The following is an 18,709-nucleotide window of genomic DNA, read 5'->3' as shown; positions in this document are numbered from 1 at the left end:
CATGTCACTTATCATACGTCATCCAAATGAAATGGATTTTGTTGCTCTGACAGCGCTTATGTATGAATATATCGTCGATTTTTATCAATGTCCAAAACCTCCAGAGCATAAAATTCATCAGCTGATTAAGACACTTCAGCAAGAAGAGAAGGGTATTCAATTTTTGGCGGAGGAAAACGGCAAGGCTGTCGGATTCGCGACACTTTATTTCACTTACAGCACAACCAGAGCTGAACCCATTACGATTATGAATGACCTTTATGTTCAGGAAGCATACAGGGGATCTAAAGCTGCAGAAAAACTTTTCAAAAGCTGCCAGACATACAGCAAGCAGCATCAATATGCTGCCATGACCTGGGAAACAGCGCGGGATAATGCAAGAGCACAGCGCTTTTATGAAAAGATGGGTGGCAGAAAAGGAGACTTTCTGACCTACTCCATTTGAGAGCGAAAAGTAAGCGCTTGGAAGACTTCCAAGCGTTTATTTGAAGAAATTTTTTGAGAAAGAATGATACAAAACACAAAGTAAACTCGCTGTCATGATGACAAAAAATCCTGTTACAATTCTTTCATCCAAAGTTCCGTCTGAAAACAGCACAGGACCGATTCCGAAGAAAGCAAGCAGCATGAATAAAAGAAGGAATACTACATCCACAATCCACTTCAAAGAATATCACCTTTGCCTTTTTCATACATCCTATGTTTCATTAGGAGTCTGAGATACAATAGTTCTTAAAAATGACAGCGCTTTCAATCTAAAATGATTATCTAATTCAATGCAACCTTCATCTATAGAAATAACCTGTTTATCCTTCACATAGAATGTAAGAAGCATGATATTCAGAATGCAAGTGAGGTGGGTATCCGGATGGAGAGGGAGTACTTAATCAAACCGATGCTTGATGAAAGCTATAAAAAAGTCAGCCATGGACAAGGTGTTTATCTATACGATACTTCTGGCAAGAAATATTTGGATGGATCATCTGGAGCTGTAACTTGTTCAATCGGACATGGGGTCAGTGAAATAGTCGAAGCAATGGCGGAGCAGGCGCGAGAGGTATCGTTTGTCTATCGGTCTCAATTTTCAAGCCATGCAGCTGAGGGCCTGGCAAAGAAGCTTGCAGAGATGACGCCGGGTGATCTTAACTGGACCTTTCTGGTCAACAGCGGATCTGAAGCCATTGAAACGGCCATGAAGACAGCGATACAGTTTTTTCAGGAAAAAAACATGCCTAAAAAAACAAAAATCATTTCCAGGTGGATGAGCTACCATGGGATAACAATTGGCGCGCTTTCTTTGTCAGGCTATCCAGAGCGGCGTTTCCGGTTTCAGCCGCTGCTTGAAGCAAATCCCGTGGTATCTCCTGCGTACTGTTATCGTTGTCCATATGGATTAATACCCTCCTCTTGCAAGGCGAAATGTACAGGAGAATTGGAAACGGCAATAAGAAGAATCGGTGCAGATCACGTTGCTGCTTTTGTTGCAGAGCCGGTTGTCGGTGCAGCGGGAGCAGCAATTACACCTCCAGAAGGATATTACGAAAAAATCCGCGATATTTGTGATCGAAACGACATTCTGTTCATCGCGGATGAAGTCATGACAGGCATTGGAAGAACAGGAAAAACACTTGCGATGGAGCATTGGGGAGCATTGCCTGACATCGTTGCACTCGGGAAAGGATTAAGTGCCGGTTATGCTCCTGTTGCGGCAACTTTAATCAGTGACAGGGTGATGCGGCCAATTCAGCAAGGATCAAAGTTAATCATGAGCGGGCATACCTACAGCGCGAATCCTCAATCTGCAGCTGTCAGTCTAGCAGTCTTGCATTATATTGAAAAAAATCAATTGAACAATGCAGCTTTTGAAAAAGGAAAGATGCTGATTAAAAACCTGCAAAAATTGCAGAAAAAAACAGAAATCATCGGTGATGTCAGGGGAAAAGGATTATTAATAGGAATTGAATTTGTCATGAACCAGACGACCAAACAGCCTTTTCCGAAATCTTATAATCTTACGAACCGCATCATTAAGAAAGCAAATCAGAACGGACTGCTTGTCTATCCGTCTGCTGCTGGAATCGAAGGCGGCGACGGCGACGCCATATTAATTGCCCCGCCGCTGAACATCAATGATGAAGAGCTAAACGAACTTATCCACCTATTTACAAAAACGACTGAAGAAATAGAAGCCGAAGTGCTGCCAATGTCATAAAAAGGAGAATCTGTATGATTGCTAATTCATTTCAGAAAATTAGACAAATTGATGAGGTTATAGGCAAAATCAATGACGGCTGCACGCTGATGGCAGGTGGATTTGGAGGTGTTGGCACCCCTCCGTCTTTAATTGACGCAATTTTGGAAAAAGAGGTGCGGGACCTCGAAATTATCTGCAATGACACTGGTTTTCCTCATATCGGAATTGGAAAATTGATCTCTGCAGGGCGTGTCCGAAAAGTAATTGCCTCGCATATTGGCTCAAATCCAATCGCGGGAAGCTTGATGTCAGAAGGCAAGCTTGAAGTGGAATTTACTCCCCAGGGAACTCTTGGCGAGAGAATCCGTGCCGGCGGCATGGGTCTTGGAGGAATTTTGTCAGATGTAGGCATGGGAAGTGAGATTGCAGAAAAAGGAAAAGACCTTGTACAAGTGGAAGGGCGCACCTATTTTATTGAAACAGCCCTTACTGCTGATGTGGCCATCATTTGCGGAAAGGCAGCGGATGAATTCGGAAACATCATTTACAAAAAAAGTGCACGGAATATGAACCCGCTTATGGCTATGGCTGGAGATTATACCATTGCTGAAGTCGATGAAATCGTAAGCTTAGGCGAGCTTGATGCCGAAGCCATCATAACCCCGGGTGTATTTGTTCAAGCCATCGTACAAAGTGAAGGGGTGAACTGGAAGTGGGTATGGGAAGCGAAATAAGAGAAAATATTGCAAAACGTGCAGCGCAGGAAATAGATAACGGCATGATCGTCAATCTTGGCATAGGGATTCCCTCTCTCGTGCCGAATTATCTGAAAAACAAACCTCAAGTGATGATTCAGGCTGAAAACGGCATCCTCGGCATTGGACCAACACCTTTGCAAGGAGAAGAAGAGGAGACACTGTGCAATGCTGCCGGCTATCCGGTAACCCTTGAAAAAGGAGCCTCTTATTTTGACACGGCTACAGCGTTTGGCATGATTCGAAGGGGATGCATTGATTTGACGATTCTAGGTTCTCTCCAAGTAAGCGAAAATGGGGATCTCGCCAATTGGATCGTACCCGGTAAGCGTGTACCTGGAATGGGCGGAGCAATGGAACTTGCCGGAAAAGCAAAAAAAGTCATTGTCGTCATGAATCATGTCAATAAAAACGGCGATCCAAAAATTCTCACAAGCTGCACCCTGCCGCTTACATCCAAACAATGTGTCGATTTAATTATTACGGATATGGCAGTAATTGAAGTGCATGAAACAGGACTTATATTAAAAGAGGTCATGGCTCCATTCACAGTCCAGGATGTGATGAAAAGCACAGGAGCAAAGCTTGAGATCGGCATGAATCTTTGAAGGAGTGATTCGATGAAAAACTTGCAGGTGCAAGTTTGCACATGGATAGAAGAAAATCGAAACCGGTCAATTAAATTACTCAAAAAGATGGTCGAACAGAGAAGTGTTCAGGGAAATGAGGCGTCAGCTCAAGCGGTCGTGCTGGAAAAATGCCGTCAGCTTAGTCTGGATATAGATCTGTGGGAGCCTGGCGGCAAACTCCTAAAACAGCACCCGCATTTTGTAGCAACGAGAACATCTTTTAAAGACAGCCCGAACATTGTCGGTGTTTTAAAAGGAAAAGGAGGCGGGAAATCCGTCATTTTAAATGGACACATCGATGTCGTGCCAGAAGGCGACTTAGAGCAATGGGATGTGGACCCTTATCAGGCAGTGGTAACCGAAAACCGTCTTTATGGACGCGGATCGACGGATATGAAAGGCGGGAATGTCTGTCTCTTAATGGCAATGGAAGCTATTAAAGCATCAGGGATTTCCTTAAAGGGAGACGTCATTTTTCAAAGTGTCATTGAAGAAGAAAGCGGCGGCGCGGGAACCCTTGCTGCCATTTTACGCGGATACAAGGCAGATGCAGCCATCATTCCGGAGCCTACTAAAATGAAAATTTTTCAAAAACAGCAGGGATCTATGTGGTTCAGGCTGAAAATAAAGGGGCGTTCTGCACATGGGGGAACGAGGTATGAAGGAATCAGCGCCATTGAAAAAAGCACGCTGGTTGTTAAGCATATCCTGGAGCTTGAAAAAAAGCGAAACGAAAAAATAACCGATGCGCTTTACAAAAAAATTCCGATTCCAGTTCCTATTAATATTGGAAAAATAGAGGGAGGCACGTGGCCATCCTCTGTGGCAGATCTTGTCACCTTAGAAGGAAGGTGCGGGATCGCACCGAATGAAACGATAGAAGAGGTGCAGACTGAATTTCAAGAGTGGATTTCTGACCTTTCTTCAAAGGATGAATGGTTCAATGAACATCCTGTGGAACTTGAGTGGTTTGGAGCAAGGTGGCTTCCAAATGAAATCGGAATCGAACATCCTCTAACCGAAGCTTTGATAAATTCTTATAAAGAGATCATGGATAAAGAACCGATCATTGAGGCATCTCCTTGGGGAACCGATGCAGGCCTTTTATCTCATGCAGGAGATATTCCTTCCATTGTATTTGGCCCCGGCGAAACAGAGATGGCTCACTTTCCGAATGAATTTATTGAAATTGATAAAATCATCGAATGTACAAAAATTCTGGCTGTTTTCTTAATGCATTGGTGCGGTGTATCAGAGCAGATGTTTTTACAGATCGATGGAAAGGGTAAATAATTGAAGATAACGATTAAATAATTGAGGTGTCAGCAAATGAAGCAGCATTTATGGATCAACGGACAGCATATGGAAGCAAGCAAGTATCAGGAATTAAAGTCTCCTTACACGGATGAATTGCTGGCAGAGGTAGCAATTGCGGGTCAGAATCAAGTAAAAGCAGCAGTTGACGCAGCAAGTGAAGCGATTAGTAAGATGAACGTTTTGCCTGCCCATAAGCGTGCAGATATTTTACTGAAAACAGCCCAGCTTCTTGCTGAACGAAAAGAAGAAGCGGCTGTGATTATTGCCAAAGAAGCCGCTAAACCAATTAAAACTGCGAGAGCAGAAGTGGACCGAACGGTTATGACATACACATTTGCTGCTGAGGAAGCGAGAAGGCTGAATGGTGAGACGATTTCAATGGATGCAGCTCCAGGCGGGGAAAACCGGACAGCATACACAGTGCGCGAGGCAATCGGCGTTATTGGAGCGATCACGCCTTTTAATTTCCCGATGAATCTCGTTGCGCATAAGCTTGGGCCTGCTTTTGCCGCAGGCAATACAGTTGTTTTAAAACCTGCGACACAAACACCTTTAAGCTCCTACTTCATCGGAGAGCTTTTTCATGAAGCGGGTCTGCCTGAAGGCGCACTGAACATTGTAACAGGAAAAGGCAGTGAAATCGGCAAGCATTTTACATCAGATGAACGCATAAAGGCACTTACGTTTACAGGAAGTCCAGACGTAGGGAAAAAGCTGAAAAAAGAAGCCGGCATGAGAAAGACGCTCCTTGAATTAGGATCAAACTCAGCTGTCATTGTCGCAGAAGATGCTGATGTTTCAAAGGTAGCTCCAAGATGTGTGACAGGTGCATTCGCGTATGCGGGCCAGGTTTGCATATCCGTGCAGCGAATTTATGTACACGAAAATGTATTTGATGAGTTCGTTGCGAAGGCTGTAGAAGAGACGAAGAAACTTAAACTCGGCAATCCCCTTGCTGAAGAGACAGATGTCTCCTCATTAATCTCAAGCGAAGATGTGGATCGCGCCATTTCCTGGATTGAAGAAGCTGAGAATGCAGGAGCTCAAATCGCATGCGGCGGCAAATCAGAGGATCATCAGACTGTTCAGCCGACTATCTTGCTGAATGTCTCGGCAAAAGTCAATCTCTCTTGTCAGGAAGCATTTGCTCCAATTGTCATCATCAACTCATTCAAAACATTTGATGAAGCAATTGAAGAAGTGAATAACTCGAGATATGGACTTCAAGCAGGTGTATTTACAAATAAAGTCGACCTGGCCTTCCAAGCAGCAAAAGCCCTTCATGTCGGCGGTGTCATGGTCAATGACATTCCAACCTTCCGTGTCGATCACATGCCATATGGGGGAGTGAAGGACAGCGGTTTCGGCAGAGAAGGCATTAAATATGCCATTGAAGAACTGACTGAATTGAAGCTGATCTCGTTTAATCATGCCAAGTTCTAAGGCTTAAAAAAAATAGAGTGTGCAGGCTGCACTCTATTTTTTTAGGGTAATTTTTTATATAAGGGGGACCAGTTCTTGAAAAAAACTTACTCCGAAACAATAATGTTAGCTAAAAAGGACTATCGGGCTGATGCAGTACTCGATTATTTTAACAAAAGGCTCCGAATCGATGACTATCGCGGAAATACAGAGTCCTTGCTCACAGATGCATACAAATTAGCTTCAGATAACAGCTTCACAAAAGTTATTGTCAAAGCAAAAGCCTGTGACATCACTTTTTTATTGAAGCATCAATTTCAGCTTGAAGCCATTATTAAAAATTATTTTCACAGTGATGACGCCTATTTTTTTACGAAATATTTAAGTGAAGAAAGAAGAAAAACAGACTGCTGGACAAAGCAGGACAGCATCGTCACATCCATTTATGAAAAAAAGAAGACAGTTCATGTACAGTCAGCAGCATTTTTATTTCGTACAGCTGAAGAACATGATGCAAAGAAGCTTGCAGAGTTATACAGAGCAGTATTCGAACTGTATCCAACACCCCTCCATTCAAGTGATTATATACAAAAAACGATGAGGGATGGCACCATCTATTATCTTGCTGAAAAAGGAGACAACATCGTTAGCGCTGCTTCTGCTGAAATCAATTCAGCATACCACAATGCTGAAATAACAGACTGTGCAACGCTGCCCGAAGTCAGAAAGCATAAATTAATGAGAAGCCTGATTTTATTACTTGAGCAAAAGCTTTTTGAAAACGGTATTTTTTGTGCTTATTCGATTGCAAGGGCGGATTCTTTCGGCATGAACGCCGTTTTGCATCAGCTGGATTACGAATATACCGGCAGACTTACAAATAATTGTGTCATTAGCACAGATCTTGAAAACATGAATGTATGGTGCAAAGATCTGTCTGCCGGAAATTGAGCAATGTATGCCGAAAATCCGGCGGCTTATGTAAAAAGGAGGAAAACCTTTGACAAATCAAAATAGGGAGCGAATCATTCATCATATTTTAGAAACGATTGATGAGGGGATTCATGCGGTTGATGAGAAAGGAATCACCGTTTTTTACAACGAGATTGCAGCTTTTCATGATGGTTTGAAAGTCGATGAGGTAGTAGGCAAGCATTTATTTGATGTTTTTCCGTCTCTTTCTGAAGAAACGAGCACACTATTAAAAGCCATTAAAACGAAAAAACCGATTTATCACCATTCACAAACGTACATAAATATAAAGGGCGAAAAAATTGAGACTGTGAACACAAGCCTGCCGATTTTATCAGAGGATAAAGTGATCGGTGCAGTTGAAATTGCAAAGGATTATTCAGCGATCAAGCGGCTGACAGAGCGGCTTGCTGACCTGCAAAAACAAGTCCATTCTCCCCCTAAAGCAGAGGGATCCAACGGCACAAGGTATGTTCTTGATGACATCATTACTGCAAGCAAGAACCTTCTTATGATAAAAATGCTTGTGAAAAAAGCGGCAATTACCTCATCAAATGTTCTCATTTATGGGGAAACAGGAACTGGAAAAGAATTAATTGTACAGGCCATTCATAACGAATCACAGCGCAGAGATGCTCCTTTTATAGCACAAAACTGTGCGGCGCTTCCTGAAGCCTTGCTTGAAAGTTTATTATTTGGGACAGCAAAAGGGAGCTACACAGGGGCAGTAGACAGGCCAGGCTTATTTGAACTGTCGCACGGCGGCACGCTTTTTCTGGATGAACTGCAATCTATGCCACTGAATCTGCAGGCGAAGCTTCTTAGAGTCATTGACGATGGCACGATTAGGAGAATCGGAAGCAGTCATTCAATCACAGTCGATGTCAGAGTGATTGCCGCAATGAACATCAGCCCTGAAAAATGTCTCGCGGAGGGAAAAATGCGGGAAGATCTTTATTTTCGCTTAAACGTCTTCGGAATCAATCTTCCCCCGCTCAGAGAAAGGCCGCTCGACCTTCCCTTACTGATTTCTTATTTCATAAAAAAGTACAATCATGAATTTCAAAAGCGTGTTGCTGCATTATCAGACGAAGCGCAAGTCCTTTTAAAGCACCATCACTGGCCCGGGAATGTAAGGGAGTTAAAGCATTGCATTGAGTTTGCCATGAATATGTGTGATGGGAATAGAATTAAAACCGATCATTTACCGCCATATTTACTGAAAGAGGAAGATACGTCAAAGGAAGCGCATTCTCTTCATGAAAAAATGTCAATGATGGAAAAAGAGATTATTCAACAAGCACTTGTTCAAAGCGAAGGCAATATTTTAAAAACAGCAAAGCTGCTCCAAATTCCGAGACAAACTCTTCAATACAAAGTGAAAAAATATTTTCCTGACCAATTTTCGGCACCAAAATTATAAGCATAAATAGCAAATGTGATTTTAGCAGCTTCATAGTCACGTTGGCATGGTTTTTGCATGTAATAATGGTAAAGACCGAATTGGGGGAACTGCCATGAAATACGATCTATACAAGCCGAAGCGCGACTGGAAAGACATCGAACTCTGGAAAGATGTCACAGATGAACAGTGGAATGACTGGCTCTGGCAGCTGACAAATACCATCCGCACACTTGATGACCTTAAAAAAGTAATTAATCTGACTCCTGATGAAGAAGAAGGGGTTAAAATATCAACGAAAACCATCCCCTTAAATATTACTCCCTACTATGCATGGCTAATGAACGAAGATGATCCGAGATGTCCAATCCGCATGCAGTCGGTTCCGATATCACAGGAGCTTTATAAAACAAAATATGACCTTGAAGATCCGCTTCACGAAGATGAAGATTCACCTGTACCTGGCCTGACTCACCGCTATCCCGATCGCGTCTTGTTTCTAGTGACAAACCAATGCTCGATGTACTGCAGATATTGCACGAGAAGGCGCTTCTCTGGTCAAATTGGCATGGGTGTGCCTAAAAAGCAGCTGGATGATGCGATTAACTACATTGCTCAAACGCCAGAAGTCCGGGATGTGCTGATTTCAGGGGGAGACGGATTGCTGATTAATGACACAATTCTTGAATATATTTTAAAAAATCTCCGAGCAATTGATCATGTAGAAATCATCAGAATCGGTACACGTGCGCCTGTAGTTTTTCCGCAGCGCATCACAGAAAATCTCTGCAGCATCTTGAAAAAATATCATCCGGTCTGGCTGAATACACATTTCAATACTTCCATTGAAATAACTGAAGAATCTAAGAAGGCATGTGAAATGCTTGTGAACTCAGGCGTGCCAGTCGGAAATCAGGCGGTTATCCTTGCAGGAATTAATGACAGCGTGCAAATCATGAAAAAACTGATGCATGATCTTGTGAAAATAAGAGTGCGGCCTTATTACATTTATCAATGTGACTTGTCAGAAGGAATCGGACATTTCCGTGCACCTGTTTCAAAAGGACTTGAAATAATTGAGGGCCTCCGCGGACATACAAGCGGCTATTCGGTTCCAACTTTTGTCGTCGACGCTCCGGGAGGCGGCGGGAAAATTGCCCTGCAGCCTAACTATTTAATTTCTCAAAGTCCGGACAAAGTTGTGCTCCGTAACTTTGAAGGAGTCATTACAACCTACCCGGAGCCGGAAAATTATACGCCTGGACTTGCAGATGATTACTTTAATGAAGTCTATCCGGACTCTGCATCCAAAAAATCCCTATCAGGAATTGCTGGTTTGTACGAAGACGCTCAATTTAACTTAATCCCTGAAGGCATCGGAAGAATAAATAGAAGAAAAACGTTTGAAACCAACCCTGCTCATTCAACATTAAAGGACAAACGGGAAAAGCGTGATGAGTTAAAGGATAAAAAGTACCGTGCGCAGCTATTAAAATCCGAAGAAAAGAATGCGTCAGAAAATGAGTGAGCGCTGCGAATGGTGTGAATCGCAAAATGCAATGAGCTCAAGCAACTTAGTTCACTGGGAGCTGCCTGACGGTTCGCGGGCTATCGAAATTTCAGATACTCCATGTATTACTTGTCCGGATTGCGGTATCAGCTATCAAAGCGAACAAACCATTAATGAAATTGAAAATCAGCTCCTTCTAATTTCCGTTAAAGAGCTGCCAAACCGCATAGATTACGAAAAACTGATGAAATGGAAGCGTCATCTGAAGCGAAACTATTTTGATTTTACCTGAACCTAAAGAACCTTCTGAGGTTTTCTTCTTGTACAATAAACGTTATAATAGGGACAATTTCCAAACGTAATTGTGACAAGGGGGATATACCGTGAAATCTTTTTACCACTACCTGATGAAATACCGTCATCCAAAACCGGCCGATGACATCAGCCAATTTGCAAATGACGCTTATGACGACCACAGCTTTCCGAAATCATCCGAAGATTACCATGAAATCAGTTCCTATCTCGAACTGAATGGATCTTACCTCCACAGCCTCGTCGTCTTCGATGATGCCTGGGAATTGTATGAAACCGAAATCCTTAAAAAAGCATCAATCTAAAAACAACTTACTTTGTAGGTTGTTTTTTTTTTGCGAATTTAGACAGTCTTAACCAATTAAAAAGTGCAACGGAAAAAGGCGGAATAGTATGGAATAGAGCGTGTTTAACCTGATAAAAATAGTGGTCCGAATAAAATGACATAGAGACAAAAATCAGTCCGGATTTCAGGTAATCAAAGAGAGGCTATGGTTACCTAAAATGAACGAAATCCAGATTTCAGGGTATTAAAGAGGTCTTATTGTTACCCGAAATTGACAAGCAAAAAACACAAATTGGAAGACAAATGCAAAATCAATCCCTCAAACTTTTATTCTTGACATCACCTTCGAATAATCATATAGTTAATAAAGTTAATAGTTAAGTAGGTTAAATATTAATTTCATTAAGTGTACAGGAGGGGAAAATGGAAACAAGACAGGAACTTACGTATGAATTTCTCTCTAATTACCGGAAGTTAAATAAAATGACCAGGACAAATTTGAATGAATTGCTGGAAACTTATCTCCCGTTCAATGAATTTATGGTCCTTCGTCTGATTCGTGAGCAGAGCCACCAAAATGTCAGCCAAATAGCTGAACGATTAAGTGTTTCAAGCAGCCATATCACTTCTGTAAGTGAAAAACTGATCAAAAAGGGCTATTTGAACCGGATGCGAGCTGAAGAAGACAGAAGAGTGGTCTATTTGAAGCTGACTGAAGCAGGAGAAAAAGTAACAACTGAAGTGGAAGCGACCATTACTGAATACTTTCATCACAAACTGGAAAGTGTAACCGATGAAGAAATCATTGTGTTTAATCGATTATTAACGAAATTACTAGATGAACAATAGAGGTGGAATAATGGAACATTTAAGTCATAAAGAAAAAATCACGATTATGATTGCAATTATTGCAGCGATGTTTTTCGCCGCGGTCAATCAAACGATCGTCGGGAATGCTTTGCCGAAGATTATTTCGGATCTAGGCGGACTGGACTATTACAGCTGGGTATTTACGATTTACATGCTGACAAGTGCGATCACAACGATCCTTGTCGGTAAGCTGTCTGATATTTATGGAAGAAAGCCGTTTATCATTATTGGTATCATTATCTTTTCAATCGGTGCATTTTTAGCCGGAACATCAATGAACATCTTTCAGTTGATTATCTACCGCGGAATTCAGGGATTTGGTGCAGGGATGATTATGTCTACAGCTTTTACTGCTGTAGGAGATCTTTTCGCGCCGCGTGAACGGGGAAAATGGCAGGGTGCCATGAGTGCAGTCTTCGGAATTTCAAGTGTGTTTGGTCCAACACTTGGGGGTTATATCGTTGATAACCTTGAGTGGAAATGGGTCTTCTGGGTGTTCTTGCCGCTTGGTATTGTAGCTCTCGTTCTAATTTGGAAGCTTTTCCCTTCAACTGCTAAAAAAGCAGGTGAGAAAGTCGACTATCTTGGATCCGTCTTTTTATCAGCAGCGATCACTACGGCATTATTGGCTTTTTCATGGGCAGGAACTAAATATGACTGGGATTCTGTTCAGATTTTATCTTTATTTGGAGCTTTAGTGCTGTCTCTGATCATTTTTGTCTTTGTTGAAAGAAAAGCGGTGAGTCCGATCTTGCCATTGGACTTATTTAATAACAGCATTTTTACGATTTCAAATATTATCGGTTTTGTCATCGGAGTTTCCATGTTCGGAGGCGTCATGTACGTGCCTTACTTCATTCAGGGAGTCCTTGGCTATTCCGCTACACATTCCAGCTTTCTGACGATGTCGATGACTCTTGGATTAGTTTTTGCCAGTGCTCTTGGCGGCCAGATTATTTCGAAAACAGGAAAATATAAGATGCAGGCCATCATCGGTCTTTTTATTTCTGCAATTGGTCTTTACTTGCTTTCTACCATGACTGTAGAAACGTCTCAATACCTATTGGTGTTTTATTTAACTTTAGTAGGATTCGGTATAGGAATTGGAATGACGGTCTTTACCTTAACGGTACAAAATGCGGTTGATCAAAAGCTGCTCGGTGTAGCAACTGCTTCGTCACAGCTTTTCAGATCAGTAGGCGGTACGGTTGGGGTTGCCATCATGGGAACCTTGCTCAACTCACGTATGCAGGATAAAATGGCGTCTATGAGTCAAACTGGAGACACCAATCAAATGGCCGCTTCACCTGAACTTGCCGGCAAATTGGAATCTCTTCAAAATCCTCAGCTTCTGCTGGACCATGAAAAACTTGATGGGCTTAAAAGTACTTTGCCGCAAGAGGCGATCCCTTTCTTTGATAATGTCATTCACAAGCTTCAGGATTCTTTGAGCTATGCATTATCGGGTGTTTTCATCTTTGTAACCATCACGATGGCCGTCGCGATTCTCTTAACATTCTTTATTAAAGAAGTTCCGCTCAGAAGTGCGAAGGATCAGCCATCTGTAAAAAAAGAAAGTGTCATTAAAACAGGAAAATTACAGAGCAACGAAAATTAACGGTAAACCAAGGTGCATTTTGTGCCTTGGTTTTTTAGATTATAAAATAATTTTTTCCATAATATGCTATAATTGAGAGGGGAGAATTGAAGGAAAGGGATGAGCTTCATGACAAATGCAATTCAGCTGTACGATTTTCACAAGTGGTCTAATATCAGAGTGTTTAGCCGATTGAAGGAACTGCCGAAGGAATTGTATACAAATGAAATAGAAAGTGTATTTCCGTCTCTGTCCCATGTCATGGTTCACATGTATCTTACGGATGCCCTTTGGCTGAAAGTAATCAAGCGGGATTCTTTTGAACGAATAATGGCTTATCTTGGCGAGGCTCAAAAAGAAACAGAGAATAGGAGTATGGAAGAATTAGAGAGAATGTTTGCAAAGCTTGCGAATGAATACGAATTATTTTTAAAAGACAATAGAGATGCAGAAAGAGCATTTACTATTGAACACCCGATGTATGGAAAATTAGAGACAAATGTTTTTGAATTGATCCAGCATGTAGCAAACCACGGAACCTATCACCGCGGGAACATCACAGCAATGCTTAGGCAGCAGGGTGTGCCAGGTGTATCTTTGGATTATGTGATTTATCTTTATGAAAAGAGAAAGGACGGCAGCATTGAATAAATACGGACATTGGCTGCTCGTTATTTTGGTAGGGTTCAGCTTAATTCCCGGCATATATTATTTCGAATTTACTTTGCCGTATGTTATGGCAATCATCTTTGGAGTCATTGGTTTTATTGCAGTCCTTTACTTGTCAATCTCAACCCAGCTAAAACAAAAGAATAAAACCTCTTAGTGGACATACATATAGAAATGAACATTCTATGACGTCTGCTCAGCAAGGTAGTTTTTAGGCCATTCATATCTTATAATAAAAGAAAAAAGTGTACTGGAGGTTCACCTATGCTTCAATCACCAATTGGCCGCTTTAGGCTCATGGGATTCATCGAAGGAGCGTCTTTGCTGATTCTTCTTTTTATTGCCATGCCTTTAAAACATCTGGCAGGAATCCCTATGGCCGTAACAATTGTGGGATCACTTCATGGCTTTTTCTTTATCACGTATTTGCTGATCATTGCCTATACTACGTATAAAATCAGATGGTCCTTCACCTGGGTATTCAGTGCAGTCGCTGTAGCGTTTATTCCGTTTGGCAACATGATTCTGGATGCGAGACTTAAAAAAGCAAATTTATAAGAAAATGAAATGTACAAATGACCTTTGCGAAAAGGTTCTTTTTTTATGCTTTTTTCAGTTTCATCTTGCACTCCTTTTTATCTCAAGTGATATCATTGTACCTGGTTGGAAGGAGGAGGGGAGTTTCTTCAAAATTGAATGGATAAGGTCCAAACTAAATTCACACTGCGAATCTTTTCTTATTTACCATAACGATGCAGGAAAAGAGTTTCTTGAATGATTTCATCAGAGAGGGCGGTCTGGTGAAAACTGCATTCGCAGTTTAGAAATGAAAAAATGCATCCGATTATTCGGATGCATACTTAACAATTCCATGTAAATAAACGGAATATTCGCGCTGGACAACTTCTCTTAATTTTATTTTTCCTTCTCTTTCTAATTCTGAAACAAATTGGTCAATCTGCCTTTCATCTTCCTTCGTAGCCTTTTGAACCTCAATCGAAAACAAATTGCCACGGCTGGCGTGATGCATTTTTTTTAATAATTTATCCTTATTCATTGGGTCAGCCCCTTTATCCTATTTATTTTCGACATAAATGGAGAAATTCCTCTAATTACTATTATATTAATAATAGAAAATTTTTTGTAAAATCGTATGATTCTGCTATACCAACAATAATTGATAGGACTATAGACTATTTATCCTATTTATTCAGTTCTATCTTTTGTACCATGTCTATCATTTCCTAAAAGAGTAAACTAGAAATGTTTAGTTTGCAGAAAATTCTAATAAAGGGAGTGTTTTTTTGAAAAAAGAAATGATGGCGTTTACTTTATCGGCAGCCATGCTTGCATCGGTGCTGCCAATCCCTCACCATGCTGTAAATGCAGAAACCTCTCAGCTGCAGAGTCTTCTTATACCTGGTGCGCAGAATGTAGTTGAAACTTATTTTGATGGAGTGAACGGAAATTACTTAACAACGAAAAATCCTCTTCAATTTCAAAATGCAGCATTGTTTGGAAACATTGGTCTTGCTCCTGTCAATTGGGGGAGTGTAAATGATGGGACAGGCTGGTACAAGATCAATAAACCCGCAGCCATCAGCGGTACTCAGATAAATGGCGCTTTTGAAGACGCTCAGTTTGTGATACGTGTCCCTGATAAGTGGAATGGGAAACTTGTCGTGGCTGGTATTCCTGCTACTCGAAATGAAACGTCTACCGACTTATTGTTCAGTGATTTTGTTCTTGAAAAAGGGTATGCGTTTGCAGCAATTGACAAGGGAACACAAGGAGAGACGGATTCTAGTGACCCATTTGCAAAAGCGAAGAACGCCCTGGCTGCTGAAGATGATAGCGTCGCAGAATGGCATAAGCGTTTCAGACAAATCACGAAAGCCGCTCAATCGTATTTAGCGGAACATTATCAAGAGCAGCTGATTTCTCCAAAAGATAAATCAAATCCAGCTCATCATTTAGTGAGAAAGAATCACATTGTTCCAACTTATGCAATGGGGATCTCAAATGGGGGATATGTCGTGAGGTATGCTCTGGAGCATGACGGCCGCCAGAAAAAAGAAAACCGTCTGTTTGATGGAGGTGTAGATTGGGAAGGTGTTCTATGGACGGAAAAGCAGCCAAACTTAATTTCTTCTCTCACAGCAGTCGTTAATCATGCTGAAGCTGCTATTTACGGCACTGGAATAGAAAAAGAAAAAGCTATAAAAGAAATGTATAAAGCGGGCATCCCAAAAGGATCGGAAAAATTGTGGTCATACCATGATCAGGTTTATTGGTTTATTACAGCGAACATCTACCGTGACCATTTTGATCCAAATGCCCCCGACAGCATTCCGTGGAGAAACTACTTGAACTTTATTAATGGAGTCAGGGACAGAAGCTACGATTATATTTTTGAAGGTTACAAGTATCAAAGCCGTCCGAAAAGGGTTAAAGAGAACATAAAAGAAATTGCTAATACGGGTGACATAGATGTTCCGCTGATCAGTTTTACAGGAACATTGGATGCCTTGATTTTCCCTGATATTCACGCCAGGGGCTATGAAAAACTTGTAAAAAAAGCAGGCAAGGAAAAGCTTCACCGCATGTATTCGATTGAAAATGGAAATCATGTTGACAGTCTAGTATGGAATTCTGCAACGGACTCGGACAAAAAACTTCAGCCTTTGCTCCCTTATGCCCATCAGTCATTTGATTTATTGGTAGATTGGGTAGAGAATGGCGAGAAGGCACCTGGAAGCAAGACAATTCCTGTTCCTGATGATACAACGAAGGTTATCGATCTTAAAACAGGAAAAGAGGTTGAGCCAAGGTAATATAAGAATCTGAAACAGGAACATAGTTATAGATTATATTTAATGCCATCAAATCCTGTATTAAACTCTTAATATGGGATTTTTGTTTTGTCTTTATCTTTACCTATTTAAAGTCCATTGGCCTTACTGATACTCCAAAGTTAAAAAGAGAAAACCCGCTGAATCAAGTGTCACTTTATCGTAAAGCTTCTTGCTGGATTCTTACCCATCAGAAGAGGAGAGGAAGTAAATATCCCTCTCCTGTACATTAATGACAGCATTTCATAACATGTAAAACAACCAAATCCAATTAAATTCTATAAAAACAGAAACACGGCAGAAATAAACACCCCTGTAATTAACATGATAACCAGACCATAGCCCATGATGTCTTTTGCTTTTAACCCTGCGATTGCCAGGGCAGGAAGGGCATAGAAGGGCTGGATCATATTCGTCCAGGCATCCCCCCAAGCTACCGCCATTGCCGTTTTCGGTAAAGAAACATCCAAATTCTGAGCGGCTTCCAGCATGACTGGAGCTTGAACAGCCCATTGTCCGCCGCCAGATGGCACAAAGAAGTTAACTAATCCTGCACTCCATAAGGTGAATAAGTGAAATGTGTGTTCATTTGATATCGATATGAACGCATTAGATAATACTCCAGCTAAGCCTGATGCAGAGACAATCCCCATTAACCCAGCGTAAAATGGAAATTGAATAATAATGCCGCTTGCACTTTTCACTGAGTCTGTTACCGCTTTCAAAAATTGTCTTGGTGTTTTATGCAAGATGATGCCGATGAAGAGAAATAAAAAATTAACGATATCAAGATTGAGAGCAAAACCATTTTTGACAAAGTAATAGACTAAAAAGGCGATACCCAACAATCCAATAAGCAATGAAAGGATTTGGCTATTTTCTAATCGATCAGCTGGGGTCAGAACAGCTTGTTCTTCACTGGCTGCTTCGAAAAATTCTTTGTCTTCTAACAAAGCTGGATCAATGACAAACACTTTATCTTTTGGCGGCACCATCAATCGGTTAATAATAGGCACTAAAATAAAAAGGCCCGACAGAATTACTAAATTAAAAACAGAAAAAATCGTTTCGCTTGTAGGAACAACTCCAATGAGGTGTTCAGTAAAATGACCAGGAGTTGCAATGGTCAGGGCAACAGATCCAGAAAGCCCGCCGCTCCATATGATAAAACCGCTATAAGCACTTGCTATCAATAAACGATAGTCGACACCCTCTACTTTTGCAGCAATCTCTTTTGCAAATAAAGCTCCGATGATTAATCCGAATCCCCAATTTATCCAGCAAGCTGCAAGCGCCACAACTGTAACTAGTATAATGGCTTGTCCCGGAGTTTTTGGCAAATTGGCTAAGGTTCCTAATAGTTTTTTAAAAAATGGACTGCTTGCCATTACATGACCTGTTACGATAATTAAAACCATTTGCATTGAAAAAGCTAATAAACTCCAAAACCCGCCGCCCCAATATTCAATAATTTGCACAGGTGTACTACTTGTAAAAATAAGTGCAAGGCCGCAAACAAAAAAGGTGAGCAAAATAACTAATAAAAAAGGATCAGGCATATACCTCTGCATCAATCTGTTCGAAAAAGAGATCAGGATTTTCATATTATTTCCCCCTATTTTATTGATGAACTGTATTCTTTAAAATCTTATCTTGTATTTTATAAGAATTATTTCATTTTTCTTATATTTTTAAAATTTCGATAAAATTTTACATTTTCCTGCATTTATAAGTTTTTTTGGGTGATAAGTTTAATGAGTTTCATGAGGATAGGTTGGGCAATATTTATATGCTGGAAAGCGGAAACATCACAATGTTTAGTCTGTCTGATTTTCAAGGAAAGGGAATCGCTCAGAGAACAATAAAGATGGTTGAAAAGATGTTCCCTCAAGCAGCCAGTTGGGTAATAGTCAAAATATTGG

20 protein-coding genes are annotated in these 18,709 nt (G+C 41.0%); 17 read left to right on the top strand and 3 right to left on the bottom strand.

The genetic code is table 11. The features are described from left to right. Position 1: 1 nt before the first annotated feature. Positions 2-445 (top strand): GNAT family N-acetyltransferase, encoded by a 444-nt coding sequence (locus QLQ22_RS14505; protein WP_223435658.1) that lies wholly within the window; start codon positions 2-4, stop codon positions 443-445. Between the two features lie 36 nt (positions 446-481). Here QLQ22_RS14505 and QLQ22_RS14500 read toward each other — a convergent pair whose 3' ends face one another. Then, entirely contained in the window at positions 482-667 is a 186-nt protein-coding gene (locus tag QLQ22_RS14500; protein ID WP_284015036.1) for a DUF6954 family protein, read from the bottom strand. A gap of 201 nt (positions 668-868) precedes the next feature. Here QLQ22_RS14500 and QLQ22_RS14495 point away from each other — a divergent pair, with 201 nt between their 5' ends. The 15 genes from QLQ22_RS14495 (at position 869) to QLQ22_RS14425 (ending at position 14,493) form a co-directional block, all read left to right on the top strand. Beyond that, positions 869-2,212: an aspartate aminotransferase family protein gene (locus QLQ22_RS14495; RefSeq protein ID WP_284015035.1), complete on the top strand. Its 1,344-nt coding sequence runs from the start codon at positions 869-871 to the stop codon at positions 2,210-2,212. A gap of 17 nt (positions 2,213-2,229) precedes the next feature. Then, positions 2,230-2,928: a CoA transferase subunit A gene (locus tag QLQ22_RS14490; RefSeq protein ID WP_423246261.1), complete on the top strand. Its 699-nt coding sequence runs from the start codon at positions 2,230-2,232 to the stop codon at positions 2,926-2,928. After that, positions 2,907-3,557 carry a 3-oxoacid CoA-transferase subunit B gene (locus tag QLQ22_RS14485; RefSeq protein ID WP_223435652.1) on the top strand — a complete coding sequence of 217 codons (651 nt, stop codon included), beginning with the start codon at positions 2,907-2,909 and terminating at the stop codon, positions 3,555-3,557. Before QLQ22_RS14490 ends, QLQ22_RS14485 begins: the two co-directional genes overlap by 22 nt. 12 nt (positions 3,558-3,569) lie before the next feature. Next, positions 3,570-4,871, top strand: coding sequence for a peptidase (locus tag QLQ22_RS14480; protein ID WP_284015033.1), 1,302 nt, complete (start codon positions 3,570-3,572; stop codon positions 4,869-4,871). 36 nt (positions 4,872-4,907) lie between these two features. After that, on the top strand, positions 4,908-6,338 hold the full coding sequence (locus QLQ22_RS14475) for an aldehyde dehydrogenase family protein (protein ID WP_223435649.1): 1,431 nt from the start codon (positions 4,908-4,910) through the stop codon (positions 6,336-6,338). A gap of 75 nt (positions 6,339-6,413) precedes the next feature. After that, a complete protein-coding gene (gene ablB, locus QLQ22_RS14470; protein ID WP_423246205.1) occupies positions 6,414-7,268 on the top strand; it encodes a putative beta-lysine N-acetyltransferase in 855 nt (284 codons plus the stop codon). A gap of 49 nt (positions 7,269-7,317) precedes the next feature. Beyond that, the gene (locus QLQ22_RS14465) at positions 7,318-8,712 is read left to right on the top strand and encodes a sigma-54 interaction domain-containing protein (RefSeq protein ID WP_223435647.1); all 1,395 of its coding nucleotides are present in this window, start codon (positions 7,318-7,320) and stop codon (positions 8,710-8,712) included. Between the two features lie 94 nt (positions 8,713-8,806). After that, on the top strand, positions 8,807-10,219 hold the full coding sequence (gene kamA, locus QLQ22_RS14460; RefSeq protein ID WP_284015032.1) for a lysine 2,3-aminomutase: 1,413 nt from the start codon (positions 8,807-8,809) through the stop codon (positions 10,217-10,219). Next, positions 10,212-10,493 (top strand): YokU family protein, encoded by a 282-nt coding sequence (locus QLQ22_RS14455; protein WP_223435642.1) that lies wholly within the window; start codon positions 10,212-10,214, stop codon positions 10,491-10,493. Before kamA ends, QLQ22_RS14455 begins: the two co-directional genes overlap by 8 nt. Positions 10,494-10,584: 91 nt before the next feature. Then, positions 10,585-10,818, top strand: a complete 234-nt coding sequence (locus tag QLQ22_RS14450) for a YozE family protein (RefSeq protein WP_223435641.1) — start codon at positions 10,585-10,587, stop codon at positions 10,816-10,818. A 404-nt stretch (positions 10,819-11,222) separates the two neighbouring features. After that, complete coding sequence (locus QLQ22_RS14445; protein ID WP_223435638.1) at positions 11,223-11,648, top strand: MarR family winged helix-turn-helix transcriptional regulator; 426 nt, start codon at positions 11,223-11,225, stop codon at positions 11,646-11,648. Between the two features lie 10 nt (positions 11,649-11,658). Next, on the top strand, positions 11,659-13,287 hold the full coding sequence (locus tag QLQ22_RS14440; protein ID WP_284015031.1) for an MDR family MFS transporter: 1,629 nt from the start codon (positions 11,659-11,661) through the stop codon (positions 13,285-13,287). Positions 13,288-13,395: 108 nt separating this feature from the next. Further along, positions 13,396-13,917, top strand: coding sequence for a DinB family protein (locus tag QLQ22_RS14435; RefSeq protein ID WP_223435635.1), 522 nt, complete (start codon positions 13,396-13,398; stop codon positions 13,915-13,917). Then, on the top strand, positions 13,910-14,092 hold the full coding sequence (locus tag QLQ22_RS14430; protein WP_284015030.1) for a hypothetical protein: 183 nt from the start codon (positions 13,910-13,912) through the stop codon (positions 14,090-14,092). The genes QLQ22_RS14435 and QLQ22_RS14430 overlap by 8 nt, the downstream gene beginning before the upstream one ends. Positions 14,093-14,199: 107 nt before the next feature. Continuing rightward, on the top strand, positions 14,200-14,493 hold the full coding sequence (locus tag QLQ22_RS14425; protein ID WP_223435632.1) for a DUF3817 domain-containing protein: 294 nt from the start codon (positions 14,200-14,202) through the stop codon (positions 14,491-14,493). Between the two features lie 286 nt (positions 14,494-14,779). Here the strand turns inward: QLQ22_RS14425 and QLQ22_RS14420 are convergent, their stop codons facing one another. Further along, entirely contained in the window at positions 14,780-14,992 is a 213-nt protein-coding gene (locus QLQ22_RS14420; protein WP_223435630.1) for a hypothetical protein, read from the bottom strand. A 247-nt stretch (positions 14,993-15,239) separates the two neighbouring features. Between QLQ22_RS14420 and QLQ22_RS14415 the strand changes: the two genes are divergently transcribed. Beyond that, a complete protein-coding gene (locus QLQ22_RS14415) occupies positions 15,240-16,769 on the top strand; it encodes an alpha/beta hydrolase (protein WP_284015029.1) in 1,530 nt (509 codons plus the stop codon). 296 nt (positions 16,770-17,065) lie between these two features. Here the strand turns inward: QLQ22_RS14415 and QLQ22_RS14410 are convergent, their stop codons facing one another. Continuing rightward, entirely contained in the window at positions 17,066-18,391 is a 1,326-nt protein-coding gene (locus tag QLQ22_RS14410; protein ID WP_284015028.1) for a short-chain fatty acid transporter, read from the bottom strand. Between the last annotated feature and the right edge of the window lie 318 nt (positions 18,392-18,709).

It is taken from the genome of Metabacillus hrfriensis, from assembly GCF_030127205.1.
Taxonomy (GTDB): Bacteria; Bacillota; Bacilli; order Bacillales; family Bacillaceae; genus Bacillus_P; species Bacillus_P dongyingensis.
This window is presented reverse-complemented; position numbering and strand designations above follow the sequence as displayed.